The 13,970-nt window shown below is 67.4% G+C and carries 12 protein-coding genes and 1 tRNA gene; 10 read left to right on the top strand and 3 right to left on the bottom strand.

The features are described 5' to 3' along the window. Positions 1–41: 41 nt before the first annotated feature. The 10 genes from recF (at position 42) to FN821_RS04830 (ending at position 11,406) form a co-directional block, all read left to right on the top strand. Positions 42–1,202, top strand: a complete 1,161-nt coding sequence (gene recF / locus FN821_RS04875) for a DNA replication/repair protein RecF (protein ID WP_131171434.1) — start codon at positions 42–44, stop codon at positions 1,200–1,202. A 178-nt stretch (positions 1,203–1,380) separates the two neighbouring features. Continuing rightward, positions 1,381–1,800 (top strand): DciA family protein, encoded by a 420-nt coding sequence (locus FN821_RS04870; protein ID WP_241660100.1) that lies wholly within the window; start codon positions 1,381–1,383, stop codon positions 1,798–1,800. A gap of 539 nt (positions 1,801–2,339) precedes the next feature. Then, positions 2,340–4,388, top strand: a complete 2,049-nt coding sequence (gene gyrB / locus FN821_RS04865; protein WP_131171433.1) for a DNA topoisomerase (ATP-hydrolyzing) subunit B — start codon at positions 2,340–2,342, stop codon at positions 4,386–4,388. A 157-nt stretch (positions 4,389–4,545) separates the two neighbouring features. After that, positions 4,546–7,143, top strand: a complete 2,598-nt coding sequence (gyrA, locus tag FN821_RS04860; RefSeq protein WP_241660108.1) for a DNA gyrase subunit A — start codon at positions 4,546–4,548, stop codon at positions 7,141–7,143. Continuing rightward, entirely contained in the window at positions 7,140–7,598 is a 459-nt protein-coding gene (locus FN821_RS04855; protein ID WP_131171431.1) for a DUF3566 domain-containing protein, read from the top strand. Before gyrA ends, FN821_RS04855 begins: the two co-directional genes overlap by 4 nt. 76 nt (positions 7,599–7,674) lie before the next feature. After that, positions 7,675–7,748 (top strand) — tRNA-Ile (locus tag FN821_RS04850). A gap of 196 nt (positions 7,749–7,944) precedes the next feature. Then, positions 7,945–9,087 (top strand): tyrosine-type recombinase/integrase, encoded by a 1,143-nt coding sequence (locus FN821_RS04845; RefSeq protein WP_206661997.1) that lies wholly within the window; start codon positions 7,945–7,947, stop codon positions 9,085–9,087. Positions 9,088–9,314: 227 nt separating this feature from the next. Beyond that, the gene (locus FN821_RS04840) at positions 9,315–9,908 is read left to right on the top strand and encodes a protein-tyrosine phosphatase family protein (protein ID WP_180319736.1); all 594 of its coding nucleotides are present in this window, start codon (positions 9,315–9,317) and stop codon (positions 9,906–9,908) included. A 62-nt stretch (positions 9,909–9,970) separates the two neighbouring features. Beyond that, positions 9,971–10,558, top strand: coding sequence for a type IV toxin-antitoxin system AbiEi family antitoxin domain-containing protein (locus FN821_RS04835; RefSeq protein WP_131171430.1), 588 nt, complete (start codon positions 9,971–9,973; stop codon positions 10,556–10,558). Continuing rightward, positions 10,555–11,406, top strand: coding sequence for a nucleotidyl transferase AbiEii/AbiGii toxin family protein (locus FN821_RS04830; RefSeq protein WP_131171429.1), 852 nt, complete (start codon positions 10,555–10,557; stop codon positions 11,404–11,406). Before FN821_RS04835 ends, FN821_RS04830 begins: the two co-directional genes overlap by 4 nt. 165 nt (positions 11,407–11,571) lie before the next feature. Here the strand turns inward: FN821_RS04830 and FN821_RS04825 are convergent, their stop codons facing one another. From FN821_RS04825 to FN821_RS04815, 3 genes are all read right to left on the bottom strand, one after another. Further along, on the bottom strand, positions 11,572–12,378 hold the full coding sequence (locus FN821_RS04825; RefSeq protein ID WP_131171428.1) for a MerR family transcriptional regulator: 807 nt from the start codon (positions 12,376–12,378) through the stop codon (positions 11,572–11,574). Positions 12,379–12,497: 119 nt separating this feature from the next. Next, a complete protein-coding gene (locus FN821_RS04820; protein WP_131171427.1) occupies positions 12,498–13,259 on the bottom strand; it encodes an ABC transporter permease in 762 nt (253 codons plus the stop codon). Continuing rightward, positions 13,256–13,966: an ABC transporter ATP-binding protein gene (locus FN821_RS04815; RefSeq protein ID WP_280525918.1), complete on the bottom strand. Its 711-nt coding sequence runs from the start codon at positions 13,964–13,966 to the stop codon at positions 13,256–13,258. Before FN821_RS04815 ends, FN821_RS04820 begins: the two co-directional genes overlap by 4 nt. Positions 13,967–13,970: the final 4 nt, after the last annotated feature.

Below are 13,970 nucleotides of genomic sequence, written 5' to 3'. Positions count from 1 at the left end.
GTCGCGGGCGCTAGCGTCCGCACGTCAGGCGAGGTTGCTCCTTGTTCGTCACCCAGCTCAGCCTCGCAGACTTCCGCAGCTATGCGGTCGCCGAGCTGGAGCTGTCCCCGGGCGTCACCGTCTTCACCGGACGTAACGGCCAGGGCAAGACGAACCTCGTCGAGGCTGTCGAGTACCTGGCCACGCTGGCGTCCCATCGGGTGGCGTTCGACGCGCCGCTCATTCGGAAGGGTGCCGAGCGGGCCATCGTGCGCGGACGCGTCCAGGCCGGCCTGGACGATCCGCGCTCGCTCCTGCTGGAGATCGAGATCAACACCGGTCGCGCCAACAAGGCGTCCCTGAATCGCGGGCCGCTGAAGCGTCCGCGCGACCTGCTGGGGGCGCTGCGGGTGGTGCTGTTCTCGCCCGAGGACCTGGCGCTGGTCAAGGGTGATCCGGCCGATCGGCGGCGTTTCCTGGACGAGCTGGTCACCGCGCGGTGGCCGCGCATGGCCGGCGTCCGGGCTGATTACGAGCGCGTGCTGAAGCAGCGCTCGAGTCTGTTGAAGTCACTGGCCGGACGCCGTGGGCCGTTGGCCGAGGACGCGTCCATCACGCTGGACTTCTTCTCCGATCAGCTGGCCGGCCTGGGCGCTGAGATCACCCGGGCGCGGCTCGACACGCTGGGGGACATGCGGGCCGGCGTCGCCGAGGCGTACTGCGCCATCGCCCCCGCCGAGGACGTCGCGGCCATCGCCTACCGGTCGAGTTCGATCACGGGGGAGACCAACGGGATCGTCGACGACGAACACCTGGACGCCGCCGCGCTGCACGCCCGCTACGTCGAGCGCATGATTGAGCGCCGCGGCGAGGAGATCGCCCGCGGGCTCAGTCTGGTCGGCCCGCACCGGGACGACTTGGTGCTCTCACTAGGGGACTTTCCCGCGAAGGGGTACGCCTCGCACGGCGAGTGCTGGTCGTTCGCGCTCGCTTTGAGGCTCGGGTCGGACGCCCTGCTGCGAGCCGGCGGGGTGGCGCCGGTGCTGATCCTGGACGACGTGTTCGCCGAGCTGGACGAGGTCCGTCGCGCCCGGCTGGCCGAGCGGGTGGCCGGCGCCGAGCAGGTGCTGATCACCGCCGCCGTCGCCGGGGATGTTCCCGCCGGACTCGCCGGGCGTAGGTTCGTCGTCAACGCCGGGGAGGTGAGCGCCGATGATGAGTGACCCTTCGACAGGCTCCCCGTCGACAAGCTCAGGGACCGGGACCGGGACCGGGACTGGAGCGCTGTGCTCAGGCAACCCGGCGGCTGAGCCTGTCGAAGCCCCGACTGAGGTCCTGTTCGACCCGACTGGGCTCAACTTGGCTAAGGCGATCGCGGAGTCTGTGGCTCACTCGTCCCCCTTGCCACCACCCAAGCCGCGTAAGGCCAAGCGGACTCGCGCGTCGGCGTCCGGACGTTCGCGCAGCGACCCCACCGCCCTCGGTGACGCGCTCGGCGAACTCATCGCCGAGCAGGGCTGGACGACCGAAGTGAGCGTGCACGCCCTGCTCGGACGCTGGCCGAGCATCGTCGGGGACGCCGTCGCGCAGCACTCGACGCCAGAGAGTTTCGTGGCCGGGATCGTGACGATCCGGACGGACTCGACGGCCTGGGCGTCCCAGCTGCGGCTGATGACCCCGCAGCTGCTCGCCAAGCTCAACGCGGCCGTGGGGGAGGGCACGATCAAGCGCCTGACGATCAAGGGTCCGGACGCGCCGAGCTGGAAGCACGGCATCCGGTCGGTCCGCGACGGTCGCGGCCCGCGCGACACGTACGGCTGACGAGCGCGGACGCCGAGGCGTCCGATTCTTGGACTGGCAGCGGACCGCGGCGTCGTGACGGCAAACCGGCCGCCTTCTTCACCCCCGGGTCCAGGCGCTCGGAAGGTCGACAAGGTCGCTGGGGCGCGCGGTCGGATACGGGCAGCGATACCGAGGTGAGTCGGTGCGCCAGTACCGCCATGATGTGGCTCGTTCTGTCGGAGGGAGCCGTCGTGAAGCAGCCAGCCTTGGGCAGGGGGTGATCCACAGGGTCGAGGTCGATCTGCAACGCCCCGCCTCCTGTGTGCGCGAGGCGAGGAGGAAGGAGGCGGCGATGGCTGCGAGATTCGATCAGAGGAGCCCCTGAGGGCCCGCCGCGCATGGGAGGACCTATGAGAGCCCCTGTTCGGGCGTCCTAGAGGCGTCCGGACGCCGTTGAGGGCCATGCGGGCGCGTCCGGTGACCGGAAATTTTCGGTGATCCGGTAGAGTAACCAGGTCTGTGAACGCCGCCTGGGCCATCCTCGGCCCAAGCGGCGCCGTGGCGTAGGAAGAGAATCAGTGAGCGAAGCGCAAGCCGTGGCCGGCACCTACGAGGACGTGCGCGGCACGTCGTCGACGGCCGTCGAAGAGGGCAACTACGACGCCAGTGCGATCCAGGTCCTGGAGGGCCTCGAGGCCGTCCGGAAGCGTCCGGGCATGTACATCGGGTCGACCGGCGAGCGGGGCCTCCACCACCTCGTGTACGAGATCGTCGACAACTCCGTCGACGAGGCCCTGGCCGGCTACTGCGACACCATCGACATCGAGCTGCTGCCCGGCGACGGCGTCCGCGTGACCGACAACGGACGCGGGTTCCCGGTCGACATGCACCCCACCGAGAAGATCCCGGCCGTGACGCTGGCGCTGACCGTGCTGCACGCAGGCGGCAAGTTCGGCAACGGCGGCTACAAGGTCTCCGGCGGACTGCACGGCGTGGGGGCGTCCGTAGTCAACGCGCTCTCGGACCACTTCCAGGTGGACGTCCGCCGCGACGGCTACCACTGGCGCCAGGAATTCGTGCTCGGCGAGCCCAGCTACGACCTCAAGCGGCTCGAGCCCCTCGGCCCGGACGACCAGGTCGGCACCACGATCTCGTTCCACGCGTCGCCGAAGATCTTCGAGACCACGCACTACAACTGGGACACGCTGGCGACCCGCTTCCGGGAGATGTGCTTCCTCAACAAGGGCCTGCGCATCAACCTGATCGACCGGCGGCCGTCCGAGACGGCGTCCGACGACGACGACTTCGTCGACGCGCCGACCGAGACGCGCGAGGTGTCCTACCGCTACGACGACGGCCTCATCGACTACGTGAAGTACCTGACGGGCTCCAAGGAGACGATCAACCCGACCGTCATCGCCATCGACGCGGTGAACAACGAGGCGCAGCTGGCCGTCGAGGTCGCCATGCAGTGGAACTCGTCCTACTCGGAGTCGGTGCACACCTTCGCCAACACCATCAACACCCACGAGGGCGGCACCCACGAGGAGGGCTTCCGGGCGGCGCTGACCAACACGGTCAACCGCTGGGGCGCGCAGTGGGGCATGATCAAGAAGCCGGAGGATCGCCCTAGTGGCGACGACATTCGCGAGGGCCTGACCGCCATCATCTCGGTCAAGATCGCCGAGCCGCAGTTCGAGGGCCAGACCAAGACCAAGCTGGGCAACACCGAGGTCAAGGGCTTCGTCCAGCGCGTGGTGAACGACCTGCTCGGCGACTGGTTCGAGAAGAACCCGTCCGAGGGTCGCGACATCATCCGCAAGGCGCAGGCGGCGTCCCAGGCGCGGCTCGCCGCGCGCAAGGCGCGCGACATGGCCCGTAACCGCAAGGGCCTGCTGTCGGGCGGCGGCCTGCCCGGCAAGCTGGCCGACTGCTCGTCCCGGAATCCGGTCGAGTGCGAGGTGTTCATCGTCGAGGGCGACTCCGCCGGCGGCTCCGCCAAGGGCGGACGCGACCCGCGCACCCAGGCGATCCTGCCGATCCGCGGCAAGATCCTGAACGTCGAGAAGGCGCGCCTCGACAAGATCCTCGCCAACAAAGAGGTCGAGGCGATCATCAACGCCCTCGGCACCGGCGTCCAAGAGGACTTCGAGGTCGACAAGCTGCGCTACCACAAGATCGTGTTGATGGCGGACGCCGACGTCGACGGCTCCCACATCCGGACGCTTTTGCTGACGCTGCTGTTCAGGTTCATGAAGCCGCTGATCTCGGGCGGGTTCATCTACCTCGCCCAGCCGCCGCTGTTCCGCCTGCGCTGGACCAACGCCCCGCACGAGCTGGCCTACACCGATGAGCAGCGCGATCGGATGCGCGACGAGGGCATGGCGTCCGGCAAGAAGCTGCCGAACGTCAACCCCATCCAGCGCTACAAGGGCCTGGGCGAGATGAACGCGTCGGACCTGTGGGACACCACCATGGACCCGAACCAGCGCACCCTGTTGCAGGTCACGCTCGAGGACGCCGCGGCCGCCGACGAGATGTTCTCGATCCTGATGGGCGAGGACGTCGAGCAGCGCCGCTCGTTCATCCAGCGCAACGCCAAGGACGTCCGCTTCCTCGACATCTAGTCGATCTCTCGTTTGACGACAAGGACACATACGCATGAGTGACATCCCGCAGGGACCGGACGCGTCGCGCGAGCCGACCGACGGCGAACTGGACGCCGCGGCGTCCGATAGTGCCGAGACGGCAGCGGCGGACGACCAGCCGGTCGCGCTGAGCGGCATGGAGGGCAGGGTCGAGGAGATCGACCTGAACGACGAGATCCAGCGGAGCTACCTCGATTACGCGATGAGCGTCATCGTCGGACGCGCCCTGCCGGACGTCCGCGACGGCCTCAAGCCCGTGCACCGCCGCGTGATCTACACGATGTACGACGGGGGCTACCGGCCCGACCGTGGCTGGAACAAGTGCAGCCGCGTCGTCGGCGACGTGATGGGCAAGTACCACCCGCACGGCGACACGGCGATCTACGACACCTTGGTGCGCCTCGCGCAGCCGTGGGTGATGCGGCACAAGCTCGTGCAGGGCCAAGGCAACTTCGGCTCGCCGGGCAACGACGGCGCGGCCGCCATGCGCTACACCGAGTGCCGGATGGATCCGCTGGCCATGGAGATGGTCCGCGACATCGACCAGGACACGGTCGACTTCCAGCCCAACTACGACAACAAGGACGTCGAGCCGGTCGTCCTGCCGGCGCGGTTCCCCAACCTGCTGGTCAACGGCTCGACGGGCATCGCGGTCGGCATGGCCACCAACATCCCGACGCACAACCTGCGCGAGGTCAACGACGCCGTGCAGTGGGTGCTGGCGCACCCGGAGGCGTCCAAGGAAGAGATTCTTGAGGCCTGCATCGAGCGGATCAAGGGTCCGGACTTCCCCAACGGCGCCCTGATCGTCGGACGGAAGGGCATCGAGGACGCCTACCGCACCGGACGCGGCTCCGTCATCATGCGCGCGGTCATCACCATCGAGGAGGACGCCAAGGGCCGCACCCAGCTCGTCGTCACCGAGCTGCCGCACCAGTGCAACCCCGACAACCTCGCGATGAAGATCGCCGAGCTGGTCAACGCTGGCAAGCTGACGGGCATCGCGGACGTGCGCGACGACTCGTCCGCACGGACCGGCCAGCGCCTGTGCATCGTGTTGAAGAGGGACGCCCAGCCGCGCGTCGTCATGAACAACCTCTACAAGCACACCCAGCTGCAGGACACGTTCGGCTGCAACATGCTGGCGCTCGTCGACTCGGTGCCGCGCACACTGCGGCTCGACCAGTTCATCACCTACTGGATCAAGCACCAGATCCAGGTCATCCAGCGTCGGACGGCCTACCGCTTGGCGGACGCCGAGGCGCGGGCCCACGTCCTGCGCGGCCTGGTCAAGGCGCTCGATCGTCTGGACGAGGTGATCGCGCTGATCCGCTCGTCGCGGACGACCGACGAGGCGTCCGAGCGGCTGCAGAAGCTGCTCGACATCGACGAGGTGCAGGCGAAGGCGATCCTGGACATGCAGCTGCGCCGCCTCGCGGCGCTGGAGCGGCAGAAGACCGTCGACCAGCTGGCCGAGTTCGAGCGACTGATCGCGGACTACACCGACATCCTGGCCAACCCGACCCGGCAGCGGCAGATCGTCGCCGACGAGGTGCAGGAGATCACCGACAAGTACGGCGACGAGCGGCGCACCAAGATCATCTCGGCCGACGGTGACCTGTCGGACGAGGACCTGATCCCCGACGAGGACATGGTCGTCACGATCACTCGTGGCGGCTACGCCAAGCGGACGCGCAGCGACCAGTACCGGGTCCAGCGGCGCGGCGGCAAGGGCGTCCGGGGGGCGACGCTGCGGGCGGACGACGAGGTCGACCACCTCTTCACGACGTCCTCGCACCACTGGCTGCTGTTCTTCACGAACCTGGGCCGCGTCTACCGGCTCAAGGTGTGGCAGTTGCCCGAGGCCGGACGCGACGCCAAGGGGGGCCACGTGGCCGGCTTGTTGTCGTTCCTGCCGGACGAGCGGATCGCGCAGGTGCTGACCATTCGCACGTACGCCGACGAGCCGTACCTGCTGCTCGCGACGCGTCGTGGCCTGGTCAAGAAGACCGAGCTCACGGCGTACGACTCGCCGCGGCAGGCCGGCCTGATCGCGATCAACTTCCGCGAGGACGACGACGAGCTGATCGGTGCGATCACGTGCAACGCGTCCGATCACGTGCTGTTGATCTCGCGCAAGGGGCAGGCGATCCGGTTCCAGGCGTCCGATTCTGAGCTGCGTCCGATGGGACGCGCGACGTCCGGCGTGACCGGCATGAAGTTCCGCTCCGACGACGAGCTGCTGAGCATGGCGATCGTCCAGCGGGCGGTGGATGAGGACTCACAGTTCGTGTTCACCGTGACCGACGGCGGCTTCGCGAAGCGGACGGCCGTCAGCGAGTACCGCGTCCAGGGACGCGGCGGGCTCGGCATCAAGGCCATGAAACTGAACGAGGACCGCGGGTCGCTGGTCGGCGGCCTCGTCGTTCGGGCCGAAGACGAGATCATCGCGATCAAGACCTCCGGGCAGATCATTCGGTCTGCGGTTGCTGGCGTCCCGGCCAAGGGACGCGACACCATGGGCGTGAAGTTCGTGGGGTTGAAGCCGGACGACGCCGTGGCCGTCATCGCCCTCTACCCCGAGTCGAAGGTCGACGATGAGGCGGCTGCCGAAGCGGGCGACGGGGACGATACCCTTGCCCACGCGGAAGCGGTGGACGTCGAGGCGATCGCCGAGGAGGCGAGCGACGTGAGCGCAGCGGCTGAGGCGTCCGACAGCGAGGAGGAGAAGTGAGCAATCCGACGGTGAGCGCCCCGGCGCCGGTGGATGCACCCGCCCCTGAGAAGGCTGCGCGCGCCAAGGCGCCCGCAGAACGTCGGACGCGGCGGGCGCGGCTCCGCATCTCGCGGATCGATCCGTGGTCGGTGATGAAGACGTCGTTCCTGTTCTCGATCGCGTTCGGGATCATGTCGTGGATCGCCGTGTATGTGGTGTGGTCGGTGATCGGGGCGTCCGGGCTGATCGACACGCTGAACGGCTTCCTGACGACGCTGCTGGCGAGCCCGAACGACCAGAGCCAGGTCCGGCTCGAGGACTTCGTCAACACCAACAAGGTCATGGCCGTCACGGCGCTGATCGCGGTGATCAACGTCGTGATCCTCACCGCGCTGGCCACGATCTTCGCCTTCTTGTACAACCTGTCGGCCAACATCCTCGGTGGGCTTGAGCTCACCCTCGCCGAGGACTGACCCGGGAGGCGTCCGGCGATTTGAGGCGGGTGCTCGGGGTGCAGTAAAGTTCCCACCCGGTGCATCCGCGTCACGCGGGCCTATAGCTCAGACGGTTAGAGCGCTGCCCTGATAAGGCAGAGGTCACTGGTTCAAGTCCAGTTAGGCCCACCGAAAAGTACCCCGGTCCAGAGGACCGGGGTACTTGCTGTTTTACCCTCGCTGACTAGGGGTTATGCTTCTGTATGAGGGCTCAGCAGGGTGGACAGTGGTGGTCAGCAATGGCCACTGAGGGACTTGGAAGTTGCACGTATGTTGCACGTATGTTGCACGAAACGAGGGCTCAAGACGGTTTGAGGTGGCGACCGTGACCCCGGCACGACGGTCGTTCGGCGCGATCCGCCGACTGCCTTCGAAGAGGTACCAGGCGAAGTACACGGGTCCGGATGGAATGTGGCATCTGGCCCCCGAGACCTTCACGACGAAGATGGACGCCGAGGGCTGGCTGAGTTCGGAGCGCCGGTTGATCGAGTGGGATCAGTGGATCTCGCCGGCCCAGCGGGCGGCGATGCGGAAGTTGGACGCCACGCAGACCCTGAAGGTGTACGCGGCGGAGTGGCTGCCGCAGCGGGTGGCCGTCCGTCAGCTGAAGCCGAAGACGGAGAGCGAGTACAAGCGGTACCTGAGCCGGCTGATCTTGCCGACGCTGGGGGAGCTGCGGCTGAAGGACATCTCGCCTGCGACGATCCGGGCGTGGCTGACGAAGCTGAACCCGTCCGCGCCGCGGCTGAACCAGAACGCGTACGCGCTGTTGAAGGAGATGCTGGCGACGGCCGTCGAGGACGAGCTCATCGATCGGAACCCGTGTCGGGAGCGGATCAAGAAGCCGGTGCGGCACATCGGGGAGCCGGCGACGCTGGAGGAGCTCGCGCGGTTGGTCGAGGCCATGCCGGAGCGGCTGCGGCTGATGATCGAGCTCGCGGCCTGGTGTGCGCTGCGATTCGGGGAGGTGGCCGAACTGAGGCGCGGCGACATCGATCTGAAGGAGGGGGTGATTCGGATTCGGCGGGCGGTTCAGTGGATCGACGGCGTCAAGACGGTCGCGGCGCCGAAGGCGGACAGCGTCCGGGTGGTGGCCTTCCCGCCGCACATCGGCCAGGCGATCAAGGAGCACCTCGAGAAGCATGCCCAGTGGGGCAAGGACGGCTTGTTGTTCCCGACGACGCGCGGTGGTCAGTACCGGGCGCCGACGTTCCACTCGTCGCATTTCCGGAAGGCGCGCGAGGCGGCGGGGCGTCCGGATCTGCGATTCCACGACCTGCGACACACGGGCGCGACGCTGGCGGCGGCGTCCGGAGCGACGCTGGCGGAGTTGATGCAGCGACTCGGACACTCGACCGTCTCGGCGGCGCTGGTGTACCAGCACGCGACCCAGGGCTCAGACAAGCGGATCGCGGAGCGGCTGTCCGAGATCGCGAAGGAGTCGGCTGGAGCGGGCGATCCCGAGTAAGAGGAGCGCGGGGAGGCGAGGGAGCGTGCCGGGGTCTTCCTGGGTGAGGGGGTACTCAACAGGGAACGTGTGTTTGTGCTTCCCGGAACCTCACTCCCGGGCGGAGCCCCCGCAGCGACCTGCGTACATACTTCAGGAGTGATTTCGGAGCCCGCTGGACGGCTGGGTGGCGGGCGGCGTCCGGACGTGGGTCCGGGCGCTCATCACCCTGAGCGGGAGGTGAGTTCGTGATTCGACCCAGACTCTTCACCATCGAGCGCACCGGACCGGGTCGCTTGTCCACGATGGCGGCGCCGGCCGGTGGTGATGCGCTGCCCGACGAGATGCGTGCCCTCGCCGACGCGGGGATCGTGATGGTGGTGAGTCTGTTGACCGATGCGGAGGACTGGGAGCTCGACCTCCTGCACGAGGAAGAGGCTGCCGCCCAAGCGGGCATCAGCCTGGTTCGACTACCGACGCCCAATCGCTGCGTCCCGGGCGTGGGAGCCACCCACGGTGTCGCTCGACGGGTGCTGCACGAATTGGGGCTGGGCCACGGGGTCGCGATTCACTGCCGCGCGGGCATCGGTCGGGCTTCGCTCCTGGCGGCCTGCGTATTGAGTTTGGAAGGGATGCATCCGAGCGAAGCCTGGCCGCTCATCAGCACGGCCAGGGGCGTTGAGGTGCCGGACACCGATGGCCAGAGGGCGTGGGTGGAAAAGTTCGCCGATCATGCGTCGGCGAGCACATCGACGGGTTCAAACCTGGCTGGGCTGCCTCGCCACGAGTTGCGCACTGCCGCCTCAATCGACGACCTGCTCGCTGATGAACGTGACCGGTGAGCTCAAGCGGTCTCTGGATAAAATCCGCTCACGTAAAGGTTCATCCTGTATGGTATTTATCCATGGAGCTCCTGAGAGATCTGCCGTCGACCTTCACGACAAAGGCCGCGCTGGGCTTAGGAGTACATCCGCGGGAGCTCTACGCCTGGCGCGACAGCGGTGACGTGGTTGAACTGTCCCGAGGGGTGTTCCGGCGCGGCGATGCGCCACTGGCCACGTACCCCGATCTCTTGGCAGTGAGCACTCGGGCGACGGCGTCCATCGTGTGTTGTGTGTCGGCGGCGGCGGTTCATGAGTTGACGGACGAGCTGCCACCAGCGGTGCAGATCGCGGTGCCGGTCAATAGCTATCCGCCTCGGATCGACTTCCCGCCGACGCAGGTGTTGCGGTTCGCCAAGGCGACGTTTGAGTTGGGCTTGTCGCGGGTCGAGGCGGCTCCCGGGGAGTGGGTGCGGGTGTACGACCCGGCCCGGACGGTCGTGGATTTGATGCGCCTGCGGCATCGGTTCGGAGAGCCGCTCGCGCACGGCGCCTTGACCAGAGCGCTGGCTGCCGGGGTGGCGCGTCCGGCTGACCTCCTGCGCTACGCCGAGGCGCTCGACGTGCTCGGACCAATGCGGTTGGCGCTCGATGTGGCGATGGCGCGATGAGTGGCCCGACAGAGGCGACTGCCGCCGGGCGCGCCTATCTGGACCTGCAGAACAGAGCCCGGCGCGAAAGGCGCGGCACGCAGGAACTACTCACGATGTACGTGGTTGAACGCTGGTGGGAACGGCTGAGTCGATCGCCGTATGCCGGCGATTTCGTCCTCAAAGGCGGGATGCTGCTGGCCGCGTTCGGTCATCGACGGCCAACATCGGACGCCGACGCCTTGGCGCAGAATCTGGCCAGCGATGTCGAGTCGGTGATGGCCCGGGTCGTCGAGGTGGCGGCCATCCCGGGGGACGACGGGGTGGAGTTTCTGACCGACACGGTTCGGGCGTCGGTCATCCGCGATGATGCGCTCTACGCGGGCGTCCGGGTTCTGATGGACGCCCAACTTGCGACGGCCCGAGTCAAGCTCCAACTCGACGTGAACTTCGGTGACCCGGTGACGCCGGGGCCGCAACTGATCCAACTGCCCGCGTTGCGGCCGGGGTTCCCGCCGGTGCGCATCCTGGGCTACCCGCTGGCCACGGTCCTGGCGGAGAAGTTGGTGACTGCGATCGATCTGAGGGCCGCCAACACCCGGGTCAGGGACTTTGTCGACATCTTCACCCTCACTCGAGACGAGCACATCGATCGCGACGAGTTGCGCGCCGCTCTCATCGCCACTGCTGCCTTCCGGGGAGTCCAACTGATGCCACTGTCCGACGCAATCGGTGATCTGGCCACGGCCCGTGCGGGTACGTACGCGTCCTATCGAGCCAATTTGGGGCCGGACGGGGCGCACCTCCCGCTGGCTTTCGCCGATGTCGTCCGAGCCGTAGTCGAATTCGCCGACGAACACCTCCGGTAGGGGTACGCGTCGAGGAACGTTCCCTTGCTGCTGTAGCGCCTTGATCCACGAGACGTTGGCGGCGGCGTCTGGTGGGACCGGCGCCAGCATCAAGACGTTGCCTGGGCGGCTCTCGAGTGGGAGCGCTGAACGTCCGGGCGGATCTTGCGCGTGGCCCCAGTCCATTCACTGGATGGGTGTCATAAAGGCCCAGAGGCGGCTATCTAGGTCTCGGACGGCGTATTCGCGATAGCCGTAGGGTTGGTCAACCGGTGGGTAATCGATCGTTGCACCCTGCGCTACTGCGCGTGTGTGGTGCGCGTCAACGTCGTCGACAATGACTGACATCCCGGCCGTCTCGGCGCCGAGTTTGGCCGGAGACTCAAGTCCGAACTCCGGGGCGACGCGGTGGAGCCAGATCACACCGTCGCCAGCCGTGACCTCTGCGTGGATCGCGATGCCCTGGTCGTCGGTGTCTAGGCGGCCCGACTCGAACCCGAAGACTCGGACGAGATACTCACGAGCGGCGGCGACATCCCGATAGACGAGGGTGGGAATGCGTCGGAGGACTGGGCTAATGGTCATCACCAATTCCTTCAGGGTGTCGAGTAGGGCGGAGGTGTCATCGTGGATGCCCGGGTCATGAAGAGCGGCATCCAGTCGGTCGCGCAGTCGCAGAGTATTGGCCACGTGGGCGTCCAACTCCGCGATCCTGGTTCTGGTGTAGCTCGCCGGATCCCACTCAGGGGACGCAGTGATTTGCGCAATCTCCGCTAGAGATCGTCCCAGGGCACGAAGGAGTTGGACTCGATAGAGCAGCTGGACCTGTTCGCTACCGTAAATACGATGGCCAGACGTAGTCCTGTCGGGAGTCACGAGGCCCAATTCTTCGTAGTAGTGCAGGGTCCTGATGGTGAGTCCGGTCCTCACAGAGAGCTCCCCTACACGTACGCTCTCGACTCTTGAGAAGCCGTCCGAGTCTTTGTCGTCCATGACTTTGACCATAGGACCTGACGCCACGTCTGGTTCAAGGCCTCCGATCCCCTCAGTTCCCTGGGTGACAGGAACCGGGTGCCCTCGGGCCAGGGCGATTGTGACTCTCCAAGGGACCGCTAGCGATCGCCGAGTTGGAGTCGCGTCCAGGAGTGGGCGGTGAGCGTTGCGCCGGCTAGGGCCGCGGCAACTGGGAGTAGGAGGCTGACCGTTGGGATGCCGGCGTTGGGGGTGGCCCAGAGGACGGGAATGGCCCAAGGGATGGCGATGCCAAGGCCGAAGCCGACGGCGATGTTAGTGACGATGACGAGGGCGAGAGTGGCGCTGATGCCGGCGAGGTAGCCGCGTCCGAGGGTCGCGATCCACATGACGGGCAGGGCGGCCACGCCGAGCAGCGCTCCGACGAGTGCGACCGTCGCTGCGGCTACCGGTGCGTTCGCGGCGGAGAGTCCGAGTGGGAGGCCGATGCCAGCGACCAGGACGCCTTCGGCCGCGGCGAGCGCAACGGCCCAGCCGATGGCGGCGGCGATTTTGGCGCAGGCGATGGTGGCTGGTGCGGCTGGCAAGGCGAACAGGCCGACGATGGTGTTGTCGGTGAACTCGCGTCCGGCGGTCCAGGCCATGACGATGCCGACGGCGAGCAGGGTGGTGATCCCGACGCTGGTGGCGGCCAGTCCGGTGTAGCCAGCCCAGCCGGGCGCGTCGACCAGGCCGGACGCTTTTCGTCCGAGTTGGCTGGCTGGTCCGGCTTGGGCGGCGGCGTACCCGCCGGCGGTGGTGATGGTGACGAGTCCCAGGGAGGCGAGGGTGGCGACGCGGGTCACGGTCGCGCCGAGGAGCTTGCGGGCCTCGAACGCGAGAACGGTGCCGAAGATGCTCATGCCGAGACCGCCGCGGTGTCAGCGGCGAGGACGGTGTTGAAGAACCTCTGCTCGAGGTCTGGTCCGTCCGGGGTGAGGGTGTCGATGATGCGTCCGTGGTGAAGGACATCGACCCGGTCGGCGAGGCGGGCGAGTTCGTCGAAGTGGTGGCTAGTGACCAACACCGCCGCCCCGTCGCGGGTGGCGTCAGCAATCAGGGTACGGAGGGCGACGACGGCGAGCGGGTCGAGCCCGTTGGTGGGCTCGTCGAGCACGATCAGCCGCGGCGCGTGGACCAACGCGGCCGCGAGCCCGACCTTCTGCCGCGTGCCGAGGGACAGCCGCCGCACCGGCGTCTCAAGCCAGGCGGTCAGCATCAGGCGGTCTGCGAGCTCAACGATTCGTGTGGACGCCGACGCGCGACTCGCGCCGTGCAGGGCTGCGGATGCCTCGATGTTCTGCCGGGCGGTGAGCTCGGGGTAGCAGAACGGGGTCTCGACGAGGTGCCCGACCGAACGCCAGACGCTGCGGTCGGCGCTGGGCAGCCGAGTGCCCAGGATTGTGACGGTGCCGGCGTCCGGGCGCAGCATGCCCAGCATGACCCGCAGTGCGGTCGTCTTCCCGGCGCCGTTCAACCCGACGATCGCACGGCACTCGCCTGCGTCTAGGAATAGGTCGAGTCCGTTCAGGACCCGCCGTCCCTTCAGATCACGGCGGACGCCATCCACCGCA

The sequence above is a fragment of the Propioniciclava tarda genome, assembly GCF_900182665.1.
GTDB lineage: Bacteria > Actinomycetota > Actinomycetes > Propionibacteriales > Propionibacteriaceae > Propioniciclava > Propioniciclava tarda.
This window is presented reverse-complemented; position numbering and strand designations above follow the sequence as displayed.

Bases quoted from the DNA above. Each gene is read 5' to 3' on its own strand.
- FN821_RS04825 (WP_131171428.1), bottom strand. From the start codon at position 12,378: ATGGACGACAAAGACTCGGACGGCTTCTCAAGAGTCGAGAGCGTACGT.
- gyrA (WP_241660108.1), top strand. From the start codon at position 4,546: ATGGAGGGCAGGGTCGAGGAGATCGACCTGAACGACGAGATCCAGCGG.
- FN821_RS04835 (WP_131171430.1), top strand. From the start codon at position 9,971: ATGGAGCTCCTGAGAGATCTGCCGTCGACCTTCACGACAAAGGCCGCG.
- FN821_RS04830 (WP_131171429.1), top strand. From the start codon at position 10,555: ATGAGTGGCCCGACAGAGGCGACTGCCGCCGGGCGCGCCTATCTGGAC.
- FN821_RS04820 (WP_131171427.1), bottom strand. From the start codon at position 13,259: ATGAGCATCTTCGGCACCGTTCTCGCGTTCGAGGCCCGCAAGCTCCTC.